Source organism: Vibrio sp. T3Y01, from assembly GCF_013114525.1.
Lineage (GTDB): Bacteria > Pseudomonadota > Gammaproteobacteria > Enterobacterales > Vibrionaceae > Vibrio > Vibrio chagasii_B.
On record NZ_VTXJ01000018.1, the window covers coordinates 63,604 to 80,191 of the forward strand.

At 46.0% G+C, this 16,588-nt stretch carries 19 protein-coding genes; all 19 read right to left on the reverse strand.

Annotation, left to right across the window (positions count from 1 at the left end; genetic code table 11):
- Window positions 1–39: 39 nt before the first annotated feature.
- The 19 genes from ccmI to F0232_RS18075 all read right to left on the reverse strand — a co-directional run bounded on the left by ccmI (window position 40) and on the right by F0232_RS18075 (window position 16,583).
- The gene (ccmI, locus tag F0232_RS17985; RefSeq protein ID WP_105059173.1) at window positions 40–1,260 is read right to left on the reverse strand and encodes a c-type cytochrome biogenesis protein CcmI; all 1,221 of its coding nucleotides are present in this window, start codon (window positions 1,258–1,260) and stop codon (window positions 40–42) included.
- Window positions 1,260–1,751, reverse strand: a complete 492-nt coding sequence (locus tag F0232_RS17990) for a cytochrome c-type biogenesis protein (protein ID WP_105059172.1) — start codon at window positions 1,749–1,751, stop codon at window positions 1,260–1,262. The genes ccmI and F0232_RS17990 overlap by 1 nt, the downstream gene beginning before the upstream one ends.
- Entirely contained in the window at window positions 1,748–2,299 is a 552-nt protein-coding gene (locus tag F0232_RS17995) for a DsbE family thiol:disulfide interchange protein (RefSeq protein WP_008218327.1), read from the reverse strand. Before F0232_RS17995 ends, F0232_RS17990 begins: the two co-directional genes overlap by 4 nt.
- Window positions 2,300–2,304: 5 nt before the next feature.
- Window positions 2,305–4,275, reverse strand: coding sequence for a heme lyase CcmF/NrfE family subunit (locus tag F0232_RS18000; protein WP_008218325.1), 1,971 nt, complete (start codon window positions 4,273–4,275; stop codon window positions 2,305–2,307).
- The gene (gene ccmE / locus F0232_RS18005) at window positions 4,272–4,754 is read right to left on the reverse strand and encodes a cytochrome c maturation protein CcmE (RefSeq protein ID WP_008218324.1); all 483 of its coding nucleotides are present in this window, start codon (window positions 4,752–4,754) and stop codon (window positions 4,272–4,274) included. Before ccmE ends, F0232_RS18000 begins: the two co-directional genes overlap by 4 nt.
- Complete coding sequence (gene ccmD, locus F0232_RS18010) at window positions 4,751–4,957, reverse strand: heme exporter protein CcmD (RefSeq protein WP_008218322.1); 207 nt, start codon at window positions 4,955–4,957, stop codon at window positions 4,751–4,753. Before ccmD ends, ccmE begins: the two co-directional genes overlap by 4 nt.
- Window positions 4,958–4,971: 14 nt before the next feature.
- Entirely contained in the window at window positions 4,972–5,712 is a 741-nt protein-coding gene (locus tag F0232_RS18015) for a heme ABC transporter permease (RefSeq protein ID WP_004739880.1), read from the reverse strand.
- 147 nt (window positions 5,713–5,859) lie between these two features.
- Window positions 5,860–6,528: a heme exporter protein CcmB gene (ccmB, locus tag F0232_RS18020; protein WP_004739878.1), complete on the reverse strand. Its 669-nt coding sequence runs from the start codon at window positions 6,526–6,528 to the stop codon at window positions 5,860–5,862.
- A 1-nt stretch (window position 6,529) separates the two neighbouring features.
- Window positions 6,530–7,147, reverse strand: coding sequence for a cytochrome c biogenesis heme-transporting ATPase CcmA (gene ccmA, locus F0232_RS18025; RefSeq protein ID WP_061033684.1), 618 nt, complete (start codon window positions 7,145–7,147; stop codon window positions 6,530–6,532).
- A 276-nt stretch (window positions 7,148–7,423) separates the two neighbouring features.
- Window positions 7,424–7,936: a DUF2802 domain-containing protein gene (locus F0232_RS18030; protein WP_105059171.1), complete on the reverse strand. Its 513-nt coding sequence runs from the start codon at window positions 7,934–7,936 to the stop codon at window positions 7,424–7,426.
- The gene (locus F0232_RS18035; protein ID WP_004739873.1) at window positions 7,936–8,430 is read right to left on the reverse strand and encodes a chemotaxis protein CheW; all 495 of its coding nucleotides are present in this window, start codon (window positions 8,428–8,430) and stop codon (window positions 7,936–7,938) included. The genes F0232_RS18030 and F0232_RS18035 overlap by 1 nt, the downstream gene beginning before the upstream one ends.
- A gap of 70 nt (window positions 8,431–8,500) precedes the next feature.
- Window positions 8,501–9,622 carry a chemotaxis protein CheW gene (locus F0232_RS18040; RefSeq protein ID WP_171750952.1) on the reverse strand — a complete coding sequence of 374 codons (1,122 nt, stop codon included), beginning with the start codon at window positions 9,620–9,622 and terminating at the stop codon, window positions 8,501–8,503.
- Window positions 9,609–10,391, reverse strand: coding sequence for a ParA family protein (locus tag F0232_RS18045; RefSeq protein ID WP_008218313.1), 783 nt, complete (start codon window positions 10,389–10,391; stop codon window positions 9,609–9,611). Before F0232_RS18045 ends, F0232_RS18040 begins: the two co-directional genes overlap by 14 nt.
- A gap of 10 nt (window positions 10,392–10,401) precedes the next feature.
- On the reverse strand, window positions 10,402–11,520 hold the full coding sequence (locus F0232_RS18050) for a chemotaxis response regulator protein-glutamate methylesterase (protein WP_105059169.1): 1,119 nt from the start codon (window positions 11,518–11,520) through the stop codon (window positions 10,402–10,404).
- Between the two features lie 13 nt (window positions 11,521–11,533).
- The gene (locus F0232_RS18055; protein ID WP_105059168.1) at window positions 11,534–13,702 is read right to left on the reverse strand and encodes a chemotaxis protein CheA; all 2,169 of its coding nucleotides are present in this window, start codon (window positions 13,700–13,702) and stop codon (window positions 11,534–11,536) included.
- A 9-nt stretch (window positions 13,703–13,711) separates the two neighbouring features.
- A complete protein-coding gene (locus tag F0232_RS18060; protein ID WP_008218308.1) occupies window positions 13,712–14,443 on the reverse strand; it encodes a protein phosphatase CheZ in 732 nt (243 codons plus the stop codon).
- A gap of 113 nt (window positions 14,444–14,556) precedes the next feature.
- Complete coding sequence (gene cheY / locus F0232_RS18065; protein WP_008218307.1) at window positions 14,557–14,925, reverse strand: chemotaxis response regulator CheY; 369 nt, start codon at window positions 14,923–14,925, stop codon at window positions 14,557–14,559.
- Between the two features lie 43 nt (window positions 14,926–14,968).
- On the reverse strand, window positions 14,969–15,703 hold the full coding sequence (locus F0232_RS18070; RefSeq protein WP_004739861.1) for an RNA polymerase sigma factor FliA: 735 nt from the start codon (window positions 15,701–15,703) through the stop codon (window positions 14,969–14,971).
- The gene (locus tag F0232_RS18075) at window positions 15,696–16,583 is read right to left on the reverse strand and encodes a MinD/ParA family protein (protein ID WP_008218303.1); all 888 of its coding nucleotides are present in this window, start codon (window positions 16,581–16,583) and stop codon (window positions 15,696–15,698) included. The genes F0232_RS18070 and F0232_RS18075 overlap by 8 nt, the downstream gene beginning before the upstream one ends.
- Between the last annotated feature and the right edge of the window lie 5 nt (window positions 16,584–16,588).

Genomic DNA, 16,588 nt, shown 5'->3' on the forward strand with positions numbered 1-16,588 from the left:
TAATAAATCGGAATAGCTAACACCTATGCAAAATGATGATTAATATTGCTTGTTGATATTAATGGTCACAGGTTCACCCAATTCAACCACTTCACTCTCACCGTACCAATCACCATCGCGAGTTGAAACGTTACCATCTGTATCAAGCCTAGCTCTAACCATCAGAGTTTCAAGACTAGACAACTGTTGACCTTGCATCATGCTATTACCGTCATCAAGTACAACAGTACGAGGGAAAGAACCCAATGGGTAGCGAGCCGCAGCAACTGGCATTGGTGAACCATCTGCTCGGTGTACCGAAACTACCAACACAGAATTGGGGTCAGCATTCACATCAGCAGCTAGATCAAGCGTTACTGCAACACTCTTGCCTTGGTCAACACCCATCGCGTCACCCATTTTCTTCTGAGCACTTTCGATGCTGCGAGAAAGCATTTCATAACGGCTGTCTTGTGGGCCGATCATCTGTTGCATGATGCTCCAGTACTTAACCGCACTTGGGTAGTCTTGACGCTCAAATGCATCAAAAGCAAGTAGTGAGAACACACGAAGGTCTACGTAATCGTTTTGAACCAAACGGCTTAGAAGTAGACGAGCTTGGTTTTGCTCTGCCTCATCTGGCGATAACATCAGTGCTTGTGCAAAGCCAAGTTGAACATCTTCGTCCTTAGGCTCTAGCTTATAAGCACGTTCCATCGCATCAATCGCGGTTTGTGCATCACGATTAGCCAGAGCAATGCGACCTAGCAGCAGCCAACCCGTTGAATCTTTAGGTTGGTAGTGCAAGCGCGTACGCAGTGCTAACGTCAAATCTTCTAGTTCGTCGTCCGTTAACGTGCCGCCTTCTGAAGACATTAGCTTTTTAGACAACTCAGGAAGATTAGAGCTCACTTCTTGCCAATGTTGAACTTTGTCTAGCGCACCAAACTTGAAGTACATACCGTAAGTAACGGCCACAACAAGAATGATAGAGGGTACAACAACACCCACTGTTGAGATGTGAGTTTTCTTCATCTCTTGCTTAGCCGGAACGTCATCAAGTAGAGACTGTTTCAGATCAGCGATCAGCTCCTGTTGGTTATCAACAAGGCCTTCTTCAGCTTCTACTTCTAGCTCATCGAGACGGTCTTTATAGAATGCTTTATTCAGCTCATCACGAAGCACATCGTCATTGTTTGCCTTTTTATTAATGAAAGGCAAAACAATCAAAAAGATTGCTGCTAGCGAAAGGATAATGGTAGAAATCCAAAATAGAGTCATTACTGTTTATCTCCGTCGTTCTCTTCATCGAGTAACGCTTTTAAACGTGCTTCTTTATCTGCATCCCAGTCTTGATCTGACTCTGTTGCTGCTTTCGATTTTGACTTTCTGCTTCGTAAAATGATCAAACCAAATCCAAACACAACCACTGCAAATGGGCCGACCCAAAGGATCGACGTCGCAAGTGTTAATGGCGGATTGTAAGTAACGAAGTTACCGTAGCGAGCAATCATATAATCAATGATGTCTTGCTTCGACTTACCATCTTTGGTCATCTCATACACTTTTTGGCGCAGGTCGACCGCAAGTTCTGCGTTCGAATCACCAATCGTGTTGTTCTGACACTTAGGACAACGCAGCGTATTGCTCAGCTCTTTAAACTGTTGCTCTTGATCTACAGTATCAAATTCATGAAATTCGATTGGCGCGGCAGAAACCGTCGCTGATATTGCAAACGTAGCGAATAGAGTAATCAGTGCCTTCTTAATCATTTCGCTTCCTCCAACAGGTCGTTGTACATCGGCTCAAGCGTTGATGCCCAGTTCGTTGGATTTACATCGCCCACATGGCGATAGCGAACTACACCATTAGCGTCGATTAGGAAAGTTTCTGGAGCACCATACACACCAAGGTCTAGACCTAACATGCCGTTGCCATCAAAAAGACTGATTAGATACGGGTTACCTAGCTCTTTTAACCAACCAACCGCTTTGTTGCGATCATCTTTGTAGTTAAGACCAATAATCTTAACGCCCTTGTCAGCCAGCTTGTTCAGGTAGGAGTGCTCTGCATAACAAGTAGGACACCAAGTCGCCCACACGTTAAGAAGCAGCGGCTCACCTTTAAAGATCGCTTGGTCATGTAACTTGCCAGGTTGCTCTAAGTCTTCGAGATCAAACTCAGGTACTGGCTTACCGATCAATACCGATTCAAGTTTAGTCGGGTCATCGCCCGACTGGTTACGCACCAATTGCGTTGCAAAGATTCCCGCTAGAACCATGAACGCAATCAATGGAATGAATAAAATCTTTTTGTTCATTCGAGTTAAGCCTCCTGCTCTTGAGCCGACTTTTTGGTTGGCTTACGGAAACGGTAACGACGGTCACTGATAGCGATAGCGCCACCAAGAGACATGATCAAAGAACCGGCCCAGATCCAACGTACAAATGGTTTGTAGTAAATACGTACAGCCCAAGATTTGTTGTCGTCTAGACGCTCACCCATTGCGATGTAAAGGTCGCGCGTTACACCACGGTCAATCGCCGCTTCTGTCATCATAGACTTAGCCGTCGTGTAGAAGCGTTTTTCTGCGTGAAGCGTATTGATGTACTTGCCTTCTTTTGTGATTTCAAAATCAGCAATGTAACCATCGTAGTTTGGACCATCTTTGTCACGAACACCTGTGAATAGGAAGTCGTACTCTTCAAGCTGGTAGCTCTCGCCAGGTGCCAGACGAACATCACGTTCAATACTGTAGTTCTGTACCATTGCGATACCAATTACAGTTACGGCTAAACCGATGTGACCACACACCATCGCCCAGTGGCTACGAGGTAGCTTGGTTAGACCTTTCATAAAGCTATGACGGTGAGTCGCACGCTCATGCAGTTCAAAACCGTGCATGAAGATGATCCAGAATGCCATTACCCAGCCTGCAAACGCAGTACCACTGAAGCGGTCAGCTAGCAGTGTCACCATTAGCGCACTCAAGCCTAACGAGAATACGCCTGAAATAATCATTGGCTTAACAAGCTTAGATAAATTGTCACGCTTCCAACGGATAAGAGGACCGATACCCAATAGGAACGAGAACGGGATCATTAACCAGAAGAACAACATGTCGAAGAATGGTGCACCGATAGATACCGAGCCCAGACCTAACTGTTTGTGAACCAGTGGTAATAATGTACCTACTAATACAACAACTAGCGCTGCAATCAGAAGAACGTTGTTACCAAGTAGCGCATTTTCACGAGAGACTAGATCGAAGTTACCACGAACACGAACTGATGCACCTTTCACTGCGAACAGTAATAGTGAGCCACCAATAACAAAAACTAGGAAACCTAGGATGAACATACCACGAGCCGGATCAGACGCGAACGCGTGAACCGAGACCAGAATGCCCGAACGAACTAAGAAAGTGCCCAACAAGCTTAATGAGAACGCAGAGATAGCCAGCAATACTGTCCAAGCTTTAAATGTGCCACGCTTTTCGGTTACCGCTAGTGAGTGCATTAGTGCTGTACCTGCTAGCCAAGGCATGAACGATGCGTTTTCTACTGGATCCCAGAACCACCAGCCACCCCAGCCAAGTTCGTAGTATGCCCACCATGAACCTAGTGCGATACCTACCGTTAGAAATAACCAAGCTGCAATTGTCCAAGGACGAGACCAACGAGCCCATGCCGTATCAAGACGACCACTCATTAGAGAAGCAATCGCGAAAGAGAATGCAACAGAGAAACCTACATAGCCCATGTAAAGCATCGGTGGGTGAATGATCAAACCCGGATCTTGCAGTAGTGGGTTCAGGTCACGGCCATCAACGGGGAAGAAAGGCAATGTACGTAAGAACGGGTTAGACGTCACGATAATGAACAGCAAGAAGCCGACAGTAATCAAACCCATGATAGCCAATACGCGAGCCACAGATTCTTGAGGCATACCACGACTGAATGTCGCTACTGCTACAGTCCAACCCGCTTGGATGAGAACCCAAAGCAGTAATGAACCTTCGTGCGCACCCCAAACCGCCGTAATTCGGTAGTACCAAGGTAGTTGGCTGTTTGAGTTACTTGCTACGTATTGAATCGTAAAGTCATTTGTGTAAAACGCGTAACACAAGATAAAGAACGAAATCGCTAAGAATCCGAACATACCCCACGACAACGGTCGTGCGCTGTTCATCAATAATGTGTTATTTCGAGCGGCTCCATACAATGGGAGCACGCTTAGCAGCAATGCAAGTCCCAAGGACAGGATCATCGCAAAATGGCCGATCTCGGCTATCATTGAGCATTTCCTTCTTTTTGTTCAGTCGTGTATTGCAAAGGCTCATGTGTTTTCTTCATTGCTTCCGCAACTTCAGAAGGCATGTACTCTTCATCGTGCTTTGCCAACACCTCAAACGCTTCGATTGTCGTCGCATCTTTAAGGACACCTTGAGCAACAATACCTTGGCCTTCACGGAAAAGATCAGGAAGGATACCATCGTATAAAATTGTTACTTTAGGACCTACATCTGCCAAATCAAAGCTTACTCGTAGTGATTCGTTGTCACGGCTTACAGAGCCTACGACAACCATGCCACCAATACGTAGGCGTTGGCCAACCTCAGGTTTTTTACCATCTTTACCGTTTACCAGCTCAGTTGGTGTGTAGAACAGATCCATGTTCTGGTTAAGTGCGTAAACCATTAATCCAACAGTTGCACTGATACCAAAAAAGATCGCTAAGACAATGCCCAGCCTCTTTTTGCGTCTTGGGTTCATAGAGTGTTCTCCATATTTTTTGCTGCATCGATACGAGCTTGGCGATCAACCTTAGCTTGTACTTCAGTTAGTAATTGCTTACCACGACGAACGCTTACCACCAGCAAGATGATCATCGAGAGAAATGTGATTCCAAATGCACTCCATACGTATGACGCGTAACCGCCCATGGCAAAGAAATCACTCAAAGATTCAAAATACATAAATACCTACCCTACTACGCTTTATCAGCCGCAAGCTTGCGAACCCATGGACGATGACTTTCTTTGCTGATGATTTCGTTGCGGAAACGAATCATGGTCAAAGCGCCAAAGAAGAAAGCGAAACCGAAGATGTTGAGAAGAAGCGGCCATAGCATGTCACTTGAAATCGAAGGTTTTGCGAACTTAGTGATCGTCGCGCCTTGATGAAGTGTGTTCCACCACTCTACCGAGAAGTGAATAATAGGGAGGTTAATCACGCCGACGATAGCCAAAATACCCGCCGCTTTTGCTGCTGTTTTTTGGTCATCAAACGCATGGTGAAGTGCAATTACACCTAGATATAAGAATAGAAGAATCAGCTCTGAGGTTAGGCGTGCATCCCAAACCCACCAAGCGCCCCACATTGGCTTACCCCAAACTGCGCCTGTTAGCAGAGCAATGAAGGTAAATACAGCACCAATCGGCGCCATCGCCAGTGCAGCCATATCAGAAAGCCTTACCTGCCATACCAAACCGATAAACGCGGCAATCGCCATCGACATGTATACGCCCATCGACCAAATGGCAGAAGGAACGTGAATGTAGATAATTCGGAAACTATCACCCTGTTGATAATCAGAAGGTGCGAACGCGAGGCCCCACACCGTACCAACGGATAGACACAATAGCGCTAGGATTGAGAACCACGGCAGAAGTTTACCAGCAAGCTGGTATGACGTTTCTGCTTTGGCATAGGGATGGAGCCATTTCCACATGTTGTAATCTCACTCTTACTTCATATTGCTTACAGCTACTAAAGCTATAATTATAATAATATATTTGTTCTGCTTTCTGTTTTGTTGACTCTATGAGTCTCATCGAACACTTTGGTTCACTTTAGCTATACGATACTGGTACCGTTATCAGTTCACACTCACGCGAAGTGCGGCACTGATCGCAAAAGGCGTTAGCGTCATCGCGCCCATCAACATGGCGCCGAGAATCGCTAGTTGACCATTGTAGGCAACGCCCAACGCCGCAGCGTCAATCGCTGACGTTGCGAAAATCAAAATAGGGATGTATAGGGGCAAAATTAACAGGCTCAGTAACACCCCGCCCTTCTGCAACCCAACCGTCAAAGCAACACCAATCGCCCCAATAAAGCTCAAGGCAGGCGTTCCGACAAGCAAAGTCATCACAACAGAGAGCCAAGTGTCAAAATCCAATGACAACAAAACAGCCAACAATGGGCTAATTAAAATTAATGGTAACCCGGTCAATAACCAGTGTGCTATGACCTTGGACAATACTACCAACTGCAACGGGATGGGCATCAGCATCATCTGTTCAAGGGCACCATCTTGAAAATCATCGCGAAATAGACGCTCAAGAGACAGTAACGCAGAAAGTAAAGCAGCAACCCAAACAATACCCGCCGCAATGCGTGCAAGTAGGTTTGGCTCAGGGCCGATACTTAATGGGAAAAGCGTGATAACAATGATGAAGAACCACAACGGGTTAAAGATATCCGCCTGACGTCGAAAAGCGATAAGTAGCTCGCGTCGGATAATGGTGGTCATAGAAGAGATCATATTACTCACCCAACTTTATTTTTCTTAGTTTCGGGCTATCAGCAAACATATCTTGGTGCGTTGTGAGTAGCACAATACCACCGTTATCCGCATGCTGAGAAAAAAGCGATTCAAGAACTTTAACACCCTGCTTGTCAATCGCAGTCAGTGGTTCGTCGAGAATCCACAACATCTGCTTACTCAACCAAAGACGAGCTAAGGCAACACGGCGCTGCTGACCAGCAGAAAGCTGCCCAGCAGGCACATCTTCTCTACCAGCTAGTCCAACCTGAGCAAGCGCATGGTAAAGCTCTTCCTTATTGGTTCCGCCACAATGAATTGACTGATAGAAACTGAGGTTCTCATAGGCACTAAGCTCGCGCTTTACACCTGTTTGGTGGCCAAGAAAAAGCAAATTTTGATGATACACATCTCGACTTGATTCGATAGATTCGCCTTCCCAAGAGATAGTGCCTTCGTCACGATCACCTAAACCAGTGATGATCCTAAGGAGTGTCGTTTTTCCTGTACCGTTACGCCCTTCAACTTGAACCAACTCTCCTGGTTTCAATTGAAAAGATAACGATTCAAACAGAACCCTTTCGTCACGAATAGCAGTTAAATTTGAGACTTCTAGCATAGGTAAATTTAGTCGAGTAATGAGAGGGCTATAGTAGCACACCAACATGGTGACAAAACAGGACTAGGCGTTTTCAGTAGAACAAAGTCGGTAAGAAACTGTTACTACTGCATCACAATTTACACATTTTGACCAAAAATGAGATATTGCTGTAGTAACAAGCACTTATAAACATCGTTCTATAAACAGTTATACAGGCACAAAAAAAGAAGCCGAAGCTTCTTTTTAAAAGAGTGTGCGACAAACATGCGTGTTTATCCACGAATAGCGCTCAATTTAACGACGTCGAGGTGGATCCCTGCGATCACGAGAGGCGGTGGGATGCTCATCAAACGAGGAAGGGTCGCTTCGTAATGAAGGAATTTTCTCTTTACCAGCAAGCTTGTTCTGCAGAGACATCATCAGCTCAGCTTCTGCTTTGGGTAATTCACATTCTTCAATTAACTCGTTAATCCCAGCGCCAAGCTGAACCATTTTCGTTGCACGCGTGTACAAACGTCCATCGGTATCCGCATGTTCCAGCTCAACAATACGTTCATTCAAATGTTTGATAAGATCTTGTTGTTCAGTCACTTTCTGGCCAAGGCCAACCACAACAGAGCGAACTTCTAGCAATTGCTTGCTCGATTTTTGCAGCTCTTTATCCAAGTTACGAACCTGTAGGCGTGACTGATCCAGTTGCTTTTGAATCGCACTTTTTACTTTGCTTATCAAAATCAAGACGAATAACGTAAAAACCCCAACTCCAGCAATCAGTGCAGCAGGGCTTAAAGGAAGCGCTTCAAACATTATAGGTGAGCCATCTCATCCCATTCGTCTTCGCTTAGTAGTTTGTTTAGATCTACTAAGATAAGCAGCTTGCCATCGCGGTTGCTAACGCCCTGGATGAACTTCGCGCTTTCGTCAGTACCAACACTTGGTGTTGTATCGATTTCAGAAGAACGTAGGTAAACCACTTCAGCAACGCTATCAACCAGGATGCCAATAACTTGACGCTCAGATTCAATAACGATGATACGAGTGTTATCCGTGATTTCACCTTGCATCAAACCAAAGCGAGAACGAGTGTCGATAACAGTAACAACGTTACCACGTAGGTTAATAATACCTAGAACGTAGTCAGGAGCACCTGGTACCGGAGCAATCTCACTGTAACGCAGTACTTCACGAACTTGCATTACATTGATGCCGTAAGTTTCTTCTTCTAGCTGGAATGTTACCCATTGAAGTACTTCGTCATTCGTTTGATCTTTTCTTACTTCAACTTCACTCATTTGAGACATAGATAATCCTCTTGCCGTCGTTACCGACCACTATTATTAACTTGATGCTTTTGTTGTACCAATCTTGGTACTAGCTCAATGCTTTTACATCTAGCCCTGCATTTAGCATGGCGATTAATGCTTCGACATGGATCAAAGCACACATTTTTTCTTTTACCATACCAGCGAGCCATGGACGCTTTCCTGCCATTTCTCGCCAACGTACTTTATCAGTATTAAGCAGCTCGGTGCCTTTAAGCTCTGTGCTCGCAAGCCCCCATAAGCTTTCTCCAAGCATCACTATATATTGATAGTTTTCTTTGTATTCGTCACTGGCTAACTTCTCGGCCATCACCCATTTTGCGGTGTCGACCACATCTAGCTGACTGTCTCGGTTGGTTTGTAACCCCAAATACCAAGCTGGTTTGCCAATAATGTGATTGACCTCTTCAAGGCGGTGGATACCACCCAGTTCATCCAGTGGTACTGCAAAGGTCACACCATTGACATCAAAATACAAAACTTGGAAGTCTTCTGTTCGAGCCGTACTTTCCCAAGAAGTAAACTGCCCTGCACCACCCGCTTGTGTTTCTGGCTCAATAGCGGACTCAATGTCAGGAACATCGGCTTCGATCTCAGAGACTGGTTGCTCAACCCTTGGAAGCTCAGCTTCTACTGTTGATTCTTCAATTGGCTGCAGTTCCACTAGAGGTTCTGCCGCTATCGATAAATCAGATTCCGGAAGGTTCCAATCTTGAATCTCTGGCTCTAGCGAGACTTGAACCGACTCAACCGCAGCATCAAACATTTGCATGTCTGCTTGCTGAGCGATTTTCTGCGTGTTCTGGTCCATCAGTTCGTCAAGATTCAGGTCCTCAACAACATTGGTTGCCTCTAATCGGCTCAGTAGCTTCTGAACGTCCTCTAGGTTAGGTACTTCAAACTCAGCTGCGCGTATTTCTGCGTAGCTTGAGTGATGACTCGCTAATTGACGCTCTGGCTCTGGCTCTGGCTCTGGCTCTGGCTCTGGCTCTGGCTCTGGCTCTGGCTCTGGCTCTGGCTCTTCAGATTGTGACTCATCATCAGACTCGTCAACTAAAAATTCTTCAGTTTCAAAGCTTTCATCACCTAATAGCGCAGTAAAATAGTCATCCAGTGCTTGTTCACTTGATAGGCCTGGTCGCGCTATTGTTGAATCTTTATTCTCGCTCATTTATCGCCAACCTTTCGAGATAAATAAGCAGCTGTTTATAAGCAAATACACCACGGCTTCCCGATGCAAAGTGAGAGGCAGGCAAGCGCTTTAAGCTTGCGTCTCTAAACTTGGTATCAATTGGTACCGCTGAGGTCCAAACTTGGTTTGGGTAGTCCTCTTTCAGCTGCGTAAGTGTTTGCAGTGATGCCTTGGTTCGCTTGTCGTACATGGTAGGGACAATCGTCACCTTAAACGGTGTTTTGCGAGATTTCTGCATGATGGTTAGTGTACGAATCATACGCTCTAGCCCCTTCATCGCCAGAAACTCAGTCTGTACCGGAATCAAAATACGGTCACTCGCTGCCAATGCATTCACCATCATCACACCAAGAATTGGCGGACAGTCGATCAACACATAGTCGTAATCTTCTTTCAACGCCGCCAAAGCACGCTTCAAGATCAACCCCATACCGCTTCGATTTCCCATCACACGGTCAAGTGTTGCTAATGACATGTGTGCTGGGATGATATCGATGCCTTCAACTTCGGTTTGCAACGTCAGCGGTCTTACCGCTTGCGCAGAAAACTCACGAAGCTGAAACAGATCGAACAAGCTCGACTCCACCGTATCTGAGTCGTAACCCAGATAGGTGGTCAGTGATGCATGTGGGTCAGTATCCACCAACAACACGCGGTGTCCTTTTAAAGCAAGCAGGCCTGCCATGGTCACTGTCGTGGTTGTTTTACCAACACCACCTTTTTGGTTTGCAACACTCCAAACAATCATCTCGATTTACCTAAGCTAACCCAACTTCAACCAAGATCCGTTCCGCGATGCGGTCCAGAGGTAGGTCTTCAGTAGAAATGCCAGCTTTTGCTACAGCTTGAGGCATACCATATACAACACAGCTATCTTCATCTTGTGCCCAGATTGTCGAGCCTGCGGTTTTCAACATGCGTGAACCTTCTCGACCATCGGCACCCATACCTGTCAGTATCATAGACAACACTTTGTCGCCGTAGATCTTAGCAGCAGAGCCGAAAGTCACATCCACACAAGGTTTGTAGTTCATGCGATCGCCGCCATCGATGATTCTTAGGCGAGCCGATCCAGCACGACCATCAACCATCATCTGCTTGCCGCCTGGAGCAAGATAAGCAACGCCAGGCTTCAACACGTCTCCGTCTTGAGCTTCGCGAACTTCGATCTTACACAAGGTATTCAAGCGGCTAGCAAAAGCCGCTGTGAAAGTCGCAGGCATATGTTGAACTAGCACAATAGGGTGCGGGTAGTTCGCAGGGATACGCGTTAAAATCTTCTGCAGCGCAACCGGACCACCAGTCGACGTACCAATTGCCGTTAGCTGATACTTCTTACCCGAAGCTCTGAATTTCGCAGCGGATGCGACCGCAGGTCTAGCGGCTGGAGTAGCATTAGAAACCGGTTGACGCAATGACGTGGATGTTGAAGTCGTTGCTGTCGCCCTCGGTGTAATTGGTGCACGGCGCATGAAAGCACGTTTAGCCGCAATCTGAATCACACGCTGTTGAAGTAACGCAACGGCATCATCGCGGTTACGTGCAATGTCTTCGAACTTCTTAGGTAGGAAGTCTAAAGCACCCGCATCTAGAGCATCTAATGTCGCTTTAGCACCGTCATGCGTTAGCGATGAAAACATCAAAATAGGCGTTGGAGACGCCGCCATAATTTCACGAACGGCTGTGATACCGTCCATGACAGGCATTTCGATGTCCATGGTAATCACGTCAGGTCTTAGCTGTTTCGCTTTCTCTACCGCTTCCTTACCATTTACCGCAACATCGATGACTTCTAGGCGAGCCTCTGAATTGATGATCTCGCTTACTCGACGACGAAAAAAGCTCGAATCATCAACGACTAATACTTTAATCGCCATATTTATCCTTAAATTAAATTCTTGACGCAGCTGCGTACTGCTTCAACAAGTCCGGCACATCTAAAATCAATGCAATGTGACCATCACTCGTAATTGTTGCGCCTGCCATGCCTGGCGTACCTTGCAACAATTTATCAAGCGGCTTAATCACCACTTCTTCTTGACCGATAAGCGTATCAACAACAAAACCAACACGTTGGCTGCCAAGTTGTACGATAACCACATGACCATGCCCTTTACGTAGCTCAACATCACCGGCTTTCGGTGCAAGCCAGTTTTGCAAGTAGAACAGTGGAATCGATTTATCGCGAACGATGATCGTCAACTGACCATCAACCACGTTGGTACGGCTTAGATCTAAGTGGAAGATCTCGTTAACTGAAGCCAAAGGCAGCGCAAATGGGTGACCAGAAACACCAACCATTAAGGTCGGTAGAATCGCTAGCGTCAGTGGTACCTTGATCGTAATCTTGGTGCCTTGTCCCATCTCAGAATCGATATCAATTGAACCATTCAGTGTGTTGATCGCCGTTTTCACAACGTCCATACCTACACCACGACCAGAGATATCAGAGATCTGCTCTTTACTTGAGAAGCCTGGCGCGAAAATTAGGTTGAAACACTCTTTGTTTGATAAACGAGAAGCAGCATCTTCATCCATCAGACCACGTTTAACCGCAATAGCACGAAGCTTATCGGGGTCCATACCGCCACCGTCATCAACGATAGCCAGCTCAATGTGATCACCCTCTTGAGAGGCAGACAGAATCACTTTACCGGTTCTTGATTTACCCGCCATCACTCGGTCTTCAGGCATTTCAATACCGTGGTCAACTGAGTTTCTAACCAAGTGAATCAGTGGATCAGCAAGTGCTTCTACTAAGTTTTTGTCTAGATCCGTTTCTTCACCACGCATCTCAAGAACGATGTCTTTTTTCAGGCTACGTGCAAGGTCGCGGACAACTCGAGGGAAGCGACCAAATACTTTCTTGATCGGCTGCATACGAGTCTTCATTACCGCACCTTGTAGGTCTGCAGTAACAACATCTAAGTTAGAGACAGCTTTCGACATTTCTTCGTCGTTACTGTTCAAGCCAAGGCTAACGAGTCGGTTACGAACCAATACCAATTCGCCAACCATGTTCATAATGGTATCCAGCGTTGAGGTATCAACACGAACGGTTGCTTCCGCTTGCTGCTTCTTAGCCGGCGCTTTCACTTCCGCTTTTGCCGGTGCACTTGGTGCAGGTTCAGCTTTTACAGCAACTGGCGCTGCGGGTTGCGGCTTAGGCGCAGCTTGAGGTGCAACTGGCTTACTTTCAGCAGGCTTAGTCGCGGCATCGAGTTCTTCAACTGATGGACCATTGCCAGAGCCGTGTAACTGATCAAGTAGCTTTTCAAACTCTTCATCAGTCATCAGATCGTCGCCCTCAGACATCGCCGATACTGGTGCTGGCGGTGGAGGCGGCGTTGAACCAGCACTTGTCGGGCTATTACCCGCACCATGCAGTTCGTCCAATAACTTTTCGAATTCGTCGTCAGTGATATCACCACTATCAACCACAGGTTGTGGTGCAGCTGGTGCTGGCGGCGGTGTTGGTGCCGCAGATGACGTTGGTGAGCCACCTTTACCATGAAGTTCATCGAGCAGACGTTCAAATTCATCTTCAGAGATATCGTCTACTGAAGAGGCGCTGATGCTCGGGCTTTCGACAACCGGTTCAGGTTCAACAGCGATAGGCTCAGGGATAACAGGTGCAGGCGCTTCTACTGGTGCAACTTCATCTGCTGACTCTGGTTTACAGAGGCGGTGAAGCTCATCCAATAATGCTTGATCTGCTGGCACTAAAGGTTCCTGATCTTGCACGGCTTGGAACTGTGTATTAACAGTGTCTAGAGCCTGCAGCATGGTATCCATCAAGCCTGATGTTACGCTGCGTTGGCCGTTGCGTAGAATGTCGAACACATTCTCGGCACCATGACAAGTATCCACCAGCTCAGTTAATGCTAGGAAACCAGCACCACCTTTTACTGTATGGAAACCACGGAAAATAGCATTTAATAGGTCTTTGTCGTCAGGGTTATTCTCAAGTTCTACCAGCTGCTCTGATAGAAGCTCAAGGATCTCTCCTGCTTCGACTAAAAAGTCCTGAAGAATATCTTCGTCTAAATCGTAGCTCATACGTTACCTTTAAAATCCAAGACTGGATAACAAATCGTCGACTTCATCCTGAGAAGCAACAGCGTCTTCGCGCTCTTCTGGATTCATGATTGGTCCTTCTGGAGCAATCGATGCTTTCTTCTCTGATGTTGGAGTTGGCTCAACCTGATTCGCACCAAATACGGTGAGAATCTCGACTAAGCGCCCTTCAACCTCATTCACCAAGGTAATAACTTTGCTAATAATTTGCCCAGTTAAATCTTGGAAATCCTGAGCCATCAAGATTTCAGTCAGTTGCCCACGTAGTTCGGTACTATCGCCCTCTACTTGGACAAGCAATCCATCAATGCGGTGACATAAAGCTTTAAATTGTGCCAGCTCAATGCGGCCATGCATCAGTTCATTCCATTGAGGCCTTACTTGAAGTAAACACTCGTGTAGGTTGTCTGCGATTGGCATACAGCGATCGACAGCGTCCATCGTTTTATTTGCCGCAACTTCCGTTTTATCAATGACATACTGAAGGCGATCCCTTGCATCAGGGATTTCATCATTTGCGATAACGCTAATGCGCTCGTCAAAGTTGAATTGTGTCAAAGAGTCATGGAGGTCGCGAGTCAGACTACCTATTTCTTGAAGCATTGGATTGTCTTGAAGACTAAAGTTGTCTTCATAAATGCTTCTAACAAGAGAATCAGCATCTTGCTGCTCATCGTTTTCAAGCAGCTCTACTAATTTTTTTGCTTGTTCTAATGAAATCATCCTGAGTTCGGCCTTACTCCGCATATTTGTGACGCTTCAACGTTTGAGAAAAACGGGAAACTAAAAAGTTAATGTCTCTCTAGAAGCGCCTAAAAACAGGTTATTTTTAATGCTTATAAGCGCTCAAAAATCTTATCTAGTTTTTCTTTAAGAGTTGCGGCAGTGAAAGGCTTCACAATGTAACCATTTACACCCGCTTGCGCTGCTTCGATGATCTGCTCACGCTTCGCTTCTGCTGTGATCATTAGCACTGGAAGGTGCTTCAGTTCAGCATCTGCACGAATGTGTTTTAGCAGGTCGATACCTTGCATGCCCGGCATGTTCCAGTCAGTTACCACGAAATCAAATTCGCCTTTTTTCAGCATAGGTAACGCGGTCAAGCCATCGTCTGCTTCTTGTGTGTTGTTGAAACCTAGGTCGCGAAGTAGGTTTTTAACAATTCGGCGCATCGTTGAAAAATCATCAACAATGAGAATTTTCATGTTTTTGTTCAAATTAGCCTCCACTGAATAAAAATCAGTGTTGTTAGTCGTTCTGTGTCCAAGCACTTAACTTAGTGCGTAAACGCTGCATAGATTGGCTCAATATTTGGCTGACACGAGATTCGCTGACACCTAATACTTCCCCAATCTCTTTTAAATTGAGTTCTTCGTCGTAATAAAGAGAAAGCACTAAGCCTTCCCTTTCCGGAAGCTGTTTTATCGAATCGATCAGAGCTTGGCGGAATGACTCATCAGCAACCCCTTGAAAAGGCGCGTTATCTTGAGAGTCTTCATTCGGAGATATTACATCATCTGAGACGCCTAAATCTTCGATCCCGACCAATCTTGAGCAATTAATATCAGTTAAAGCGCTATGATACTGCTCTAAACTGAGTCCCATGTGCTTTGCCACTTCGGCATCGCTTGGGTCGCGGTTGAGAGTACTCTCTAGTTCCGCAATTGCACTGCTGATTTCTCGATTGTTTTTATGAACCGATCTCGGAACCCAATCCCCACGGCGAATGTCATCCAACATTGCACCACGGATTCGAATACCGGCATACGTCTCAAAGCTTGCGCCTTTGGTACCATCATAGTTTTGCTGCGCTTCAATCAAGCCGATCATGCCCGCTTGAATCAAGTCATCAACCAATACATTAGGCGGTAATCGCCCCAACAAGTGATGAGCGATACGTTTAACCAACACAGAGTACTTCTCAAAAAAAGCCTGTTGGCTATTGTGATTAGCGTGTTGGTCGTAGGTAAGCGCTTTATTCACCAAATGGTTCCTCTACAAATTCAGTACGGTTCAGCAGCCTTTCAACAAAGAACTCCAAGTGTCCACTTGGTGTTTTTGGTATTGGCCAGGTCAATGCTTTATTTGCCAATGAGCTGATTGCCAACGCAGCTGGAGAGCGAGGAAACGCGTCGACTACGATTTTCTGTCTCTTGACTGATTGACGTACTTTATCATCTAAAGGAATACATGCTACGAGTTCGAGGCTCACATTCAAGAAGCGCTCTGTGACCAAAGTCAATTTTGCAAATAATTCTCGGCCTTCACGGTAGCTTCTGACCATATTTGCAACAACTTTAAATCGCTGAACTTGGTGTTCTCTACTCAGAAGCTTAATTAACGCATATGCATCAGTGATTGAAGTAGGTTCATCACAAACCACGACCACCACATCTTGCGCCGCTCTTGAGAAACTGATCACCATGTCCGAGATTCCAGCCGCGGTATCCACTAGCAAGATGTCCATCTCGTCTTCAAGGGTACCAAATGCGCGAATCAAACCAGCGTGTTGTGCGTGTGATAGCTCTGTCATGCTCTGCGTGCCCGATGTCGCAGGAATGATTTTAATTCCGTGCGGACCTTCAACAATCGCATCTTTGAGTTCACATTCACCCGCTAACACATGCCCAAGGTTTCGCTTAGAGCGAATTCCTAGCATGATATCAACGTTCGCAAGACCTAAGTCGGCATCAAGCACCATGACTTTTTTACCTTGGCGCGCCATACAAATAGCCATACCTAACGTCACATTAGATTTACCAACGCCGCCTTTACCACCGGTTACCGCAATAACTTTGGTGATTGAAGGCTTGGTTAAGCGACGGAGGCCGCTAGCTTGATCGTGTATCATATTTTCATTCATATTTA

Excerpts from the sequence above, each read along its gene's own strand:
- ccmI (WP_105059173.1), bottom strand. The coding sequence starts at position 1,260 with ATGACTCTATTTTGGATTTCTACCATTATCCTTTCGCTAGCAGCAATC.
- F0232_RS17990 (WP_105059172.1), bottom strand. The coding sequence starts at position 1,751 with ATGATTAAGAAGGCACTGATTACTCTATTCGCTACGTTTGCAATATCA.
- F0232_RS17995 (WP_008218327.1), bottom strand. The coding sequence starts at position 2,299 with ATGAACAAAAAGATTTTATTCATTCCATTGATTGCGTTCATGGTTCTA.
- F0232_RS18000 (WP_008218325.1), bottom strand. The coding sequence starts at position 4,275 with ATGATAGCCGAGATCGGCCATTTTGCGATGATCCTGTCCTTGGGACTT.
- ccmE (WP_008218324.1), bottom strand. The coding sequence starts at position 4,754 with ATGAACCCAAGACGCAAAAAGAGGCTGGGCATTGTCTTAGCGATCTTT.
- ccmD (WP_008218322.1), bottom strand. The coding sequence starts at position 4,957 with ATGTATTTTGAATCTTTGAGTGATTTCTTTGCCATGGGCGGTTACGCG.
- F0232_RS18015 (WP_004739880.1), bottom strand. The coding sequence starts at position 5,712 with ATGTGGAAATGGCTCCATCCCTATGCCAAAGCAGAAACGTCATACCAG.
- ccmB (WP_004739878.1), bottom strand. The coding sequence starts at position 6,528 with ATGATCTCTTCTATGACCACCATTATCCGACGCGAGCTACTTATCGCT.
- ccmA (WP_061033684.1), bottom strand. The coding sequence starts at position 7,147 with ATGCTAGAAGTCTCAAATTTAACTGCTATTCGTGACGAAAGGGTTCTG.
- F0232_RS18030 (WP_105059171.1), bottom strand. The coding sequence starts at position 7,936 with ATGTTTGAAGCGCTTCCTTTAAGCCCTGCTGCACTGATTGCTGGAGTT.
- F0232_RS18035 (WP_004739873.1), bottom strand. The coding sequence starts at position 8,430 with ATGTCTCAAATGAGTGAAGTTGAAGTAAGAAAAGATCAAACGAATGAC.
- F0232_RS18040 (WP_171750952.1), bottom strand. The coding sequence starts at position 9,622 with ATGAGCGAGAATAAAGATTCAACAATAGCGCGACCAGGCCTATCAAGT.
- F0232_RS18045 (WP_008218313.1), bottom strand. The coding sequence starts at position 10,391 with ATGATTGTTTGGAGTGTTGCAAACCAAAAAGGTGGTGTTGGTAAAACA.
- F0232_RS18050 (WP_105059169.1), bottom strand. The coding sequence starts at position 11,520 with ATGGCGATTAAAGTATTAGTCGTTGATGATTCGAGCTTTTTTCGTCGT.
- F0232_RS18055 (WP_105059168.1), bottom strand. The coding sequence starts at position 13,702 with ATGAGCTACGATTTAGACGAAGATATTCTTCAGGACTTTTTAGTCGAA.
- F0232_RS18060 (WP_008218308.1), bottom strand. The coding sequence starts at position 14,443 with ATGATTTCATTAGAACAAGCAAAAAAATTAGTAGAGCTGCTTGAAAAC.
- cheY (WP_008218307.1), bottom strand. The coding sequence starts at position 14,925 with ATGAAAATTCTCATTGTTGATGATTTTTCAACGATGCGCCGAATTGTT.
- F0232_RS18075 (WP_008218303.1), bottom strand. The coding sequence starts at position 16,583 with ATGAATGAAAATATGATACACGATCAAGCTAGCGGCCTCCGTCGCTTA.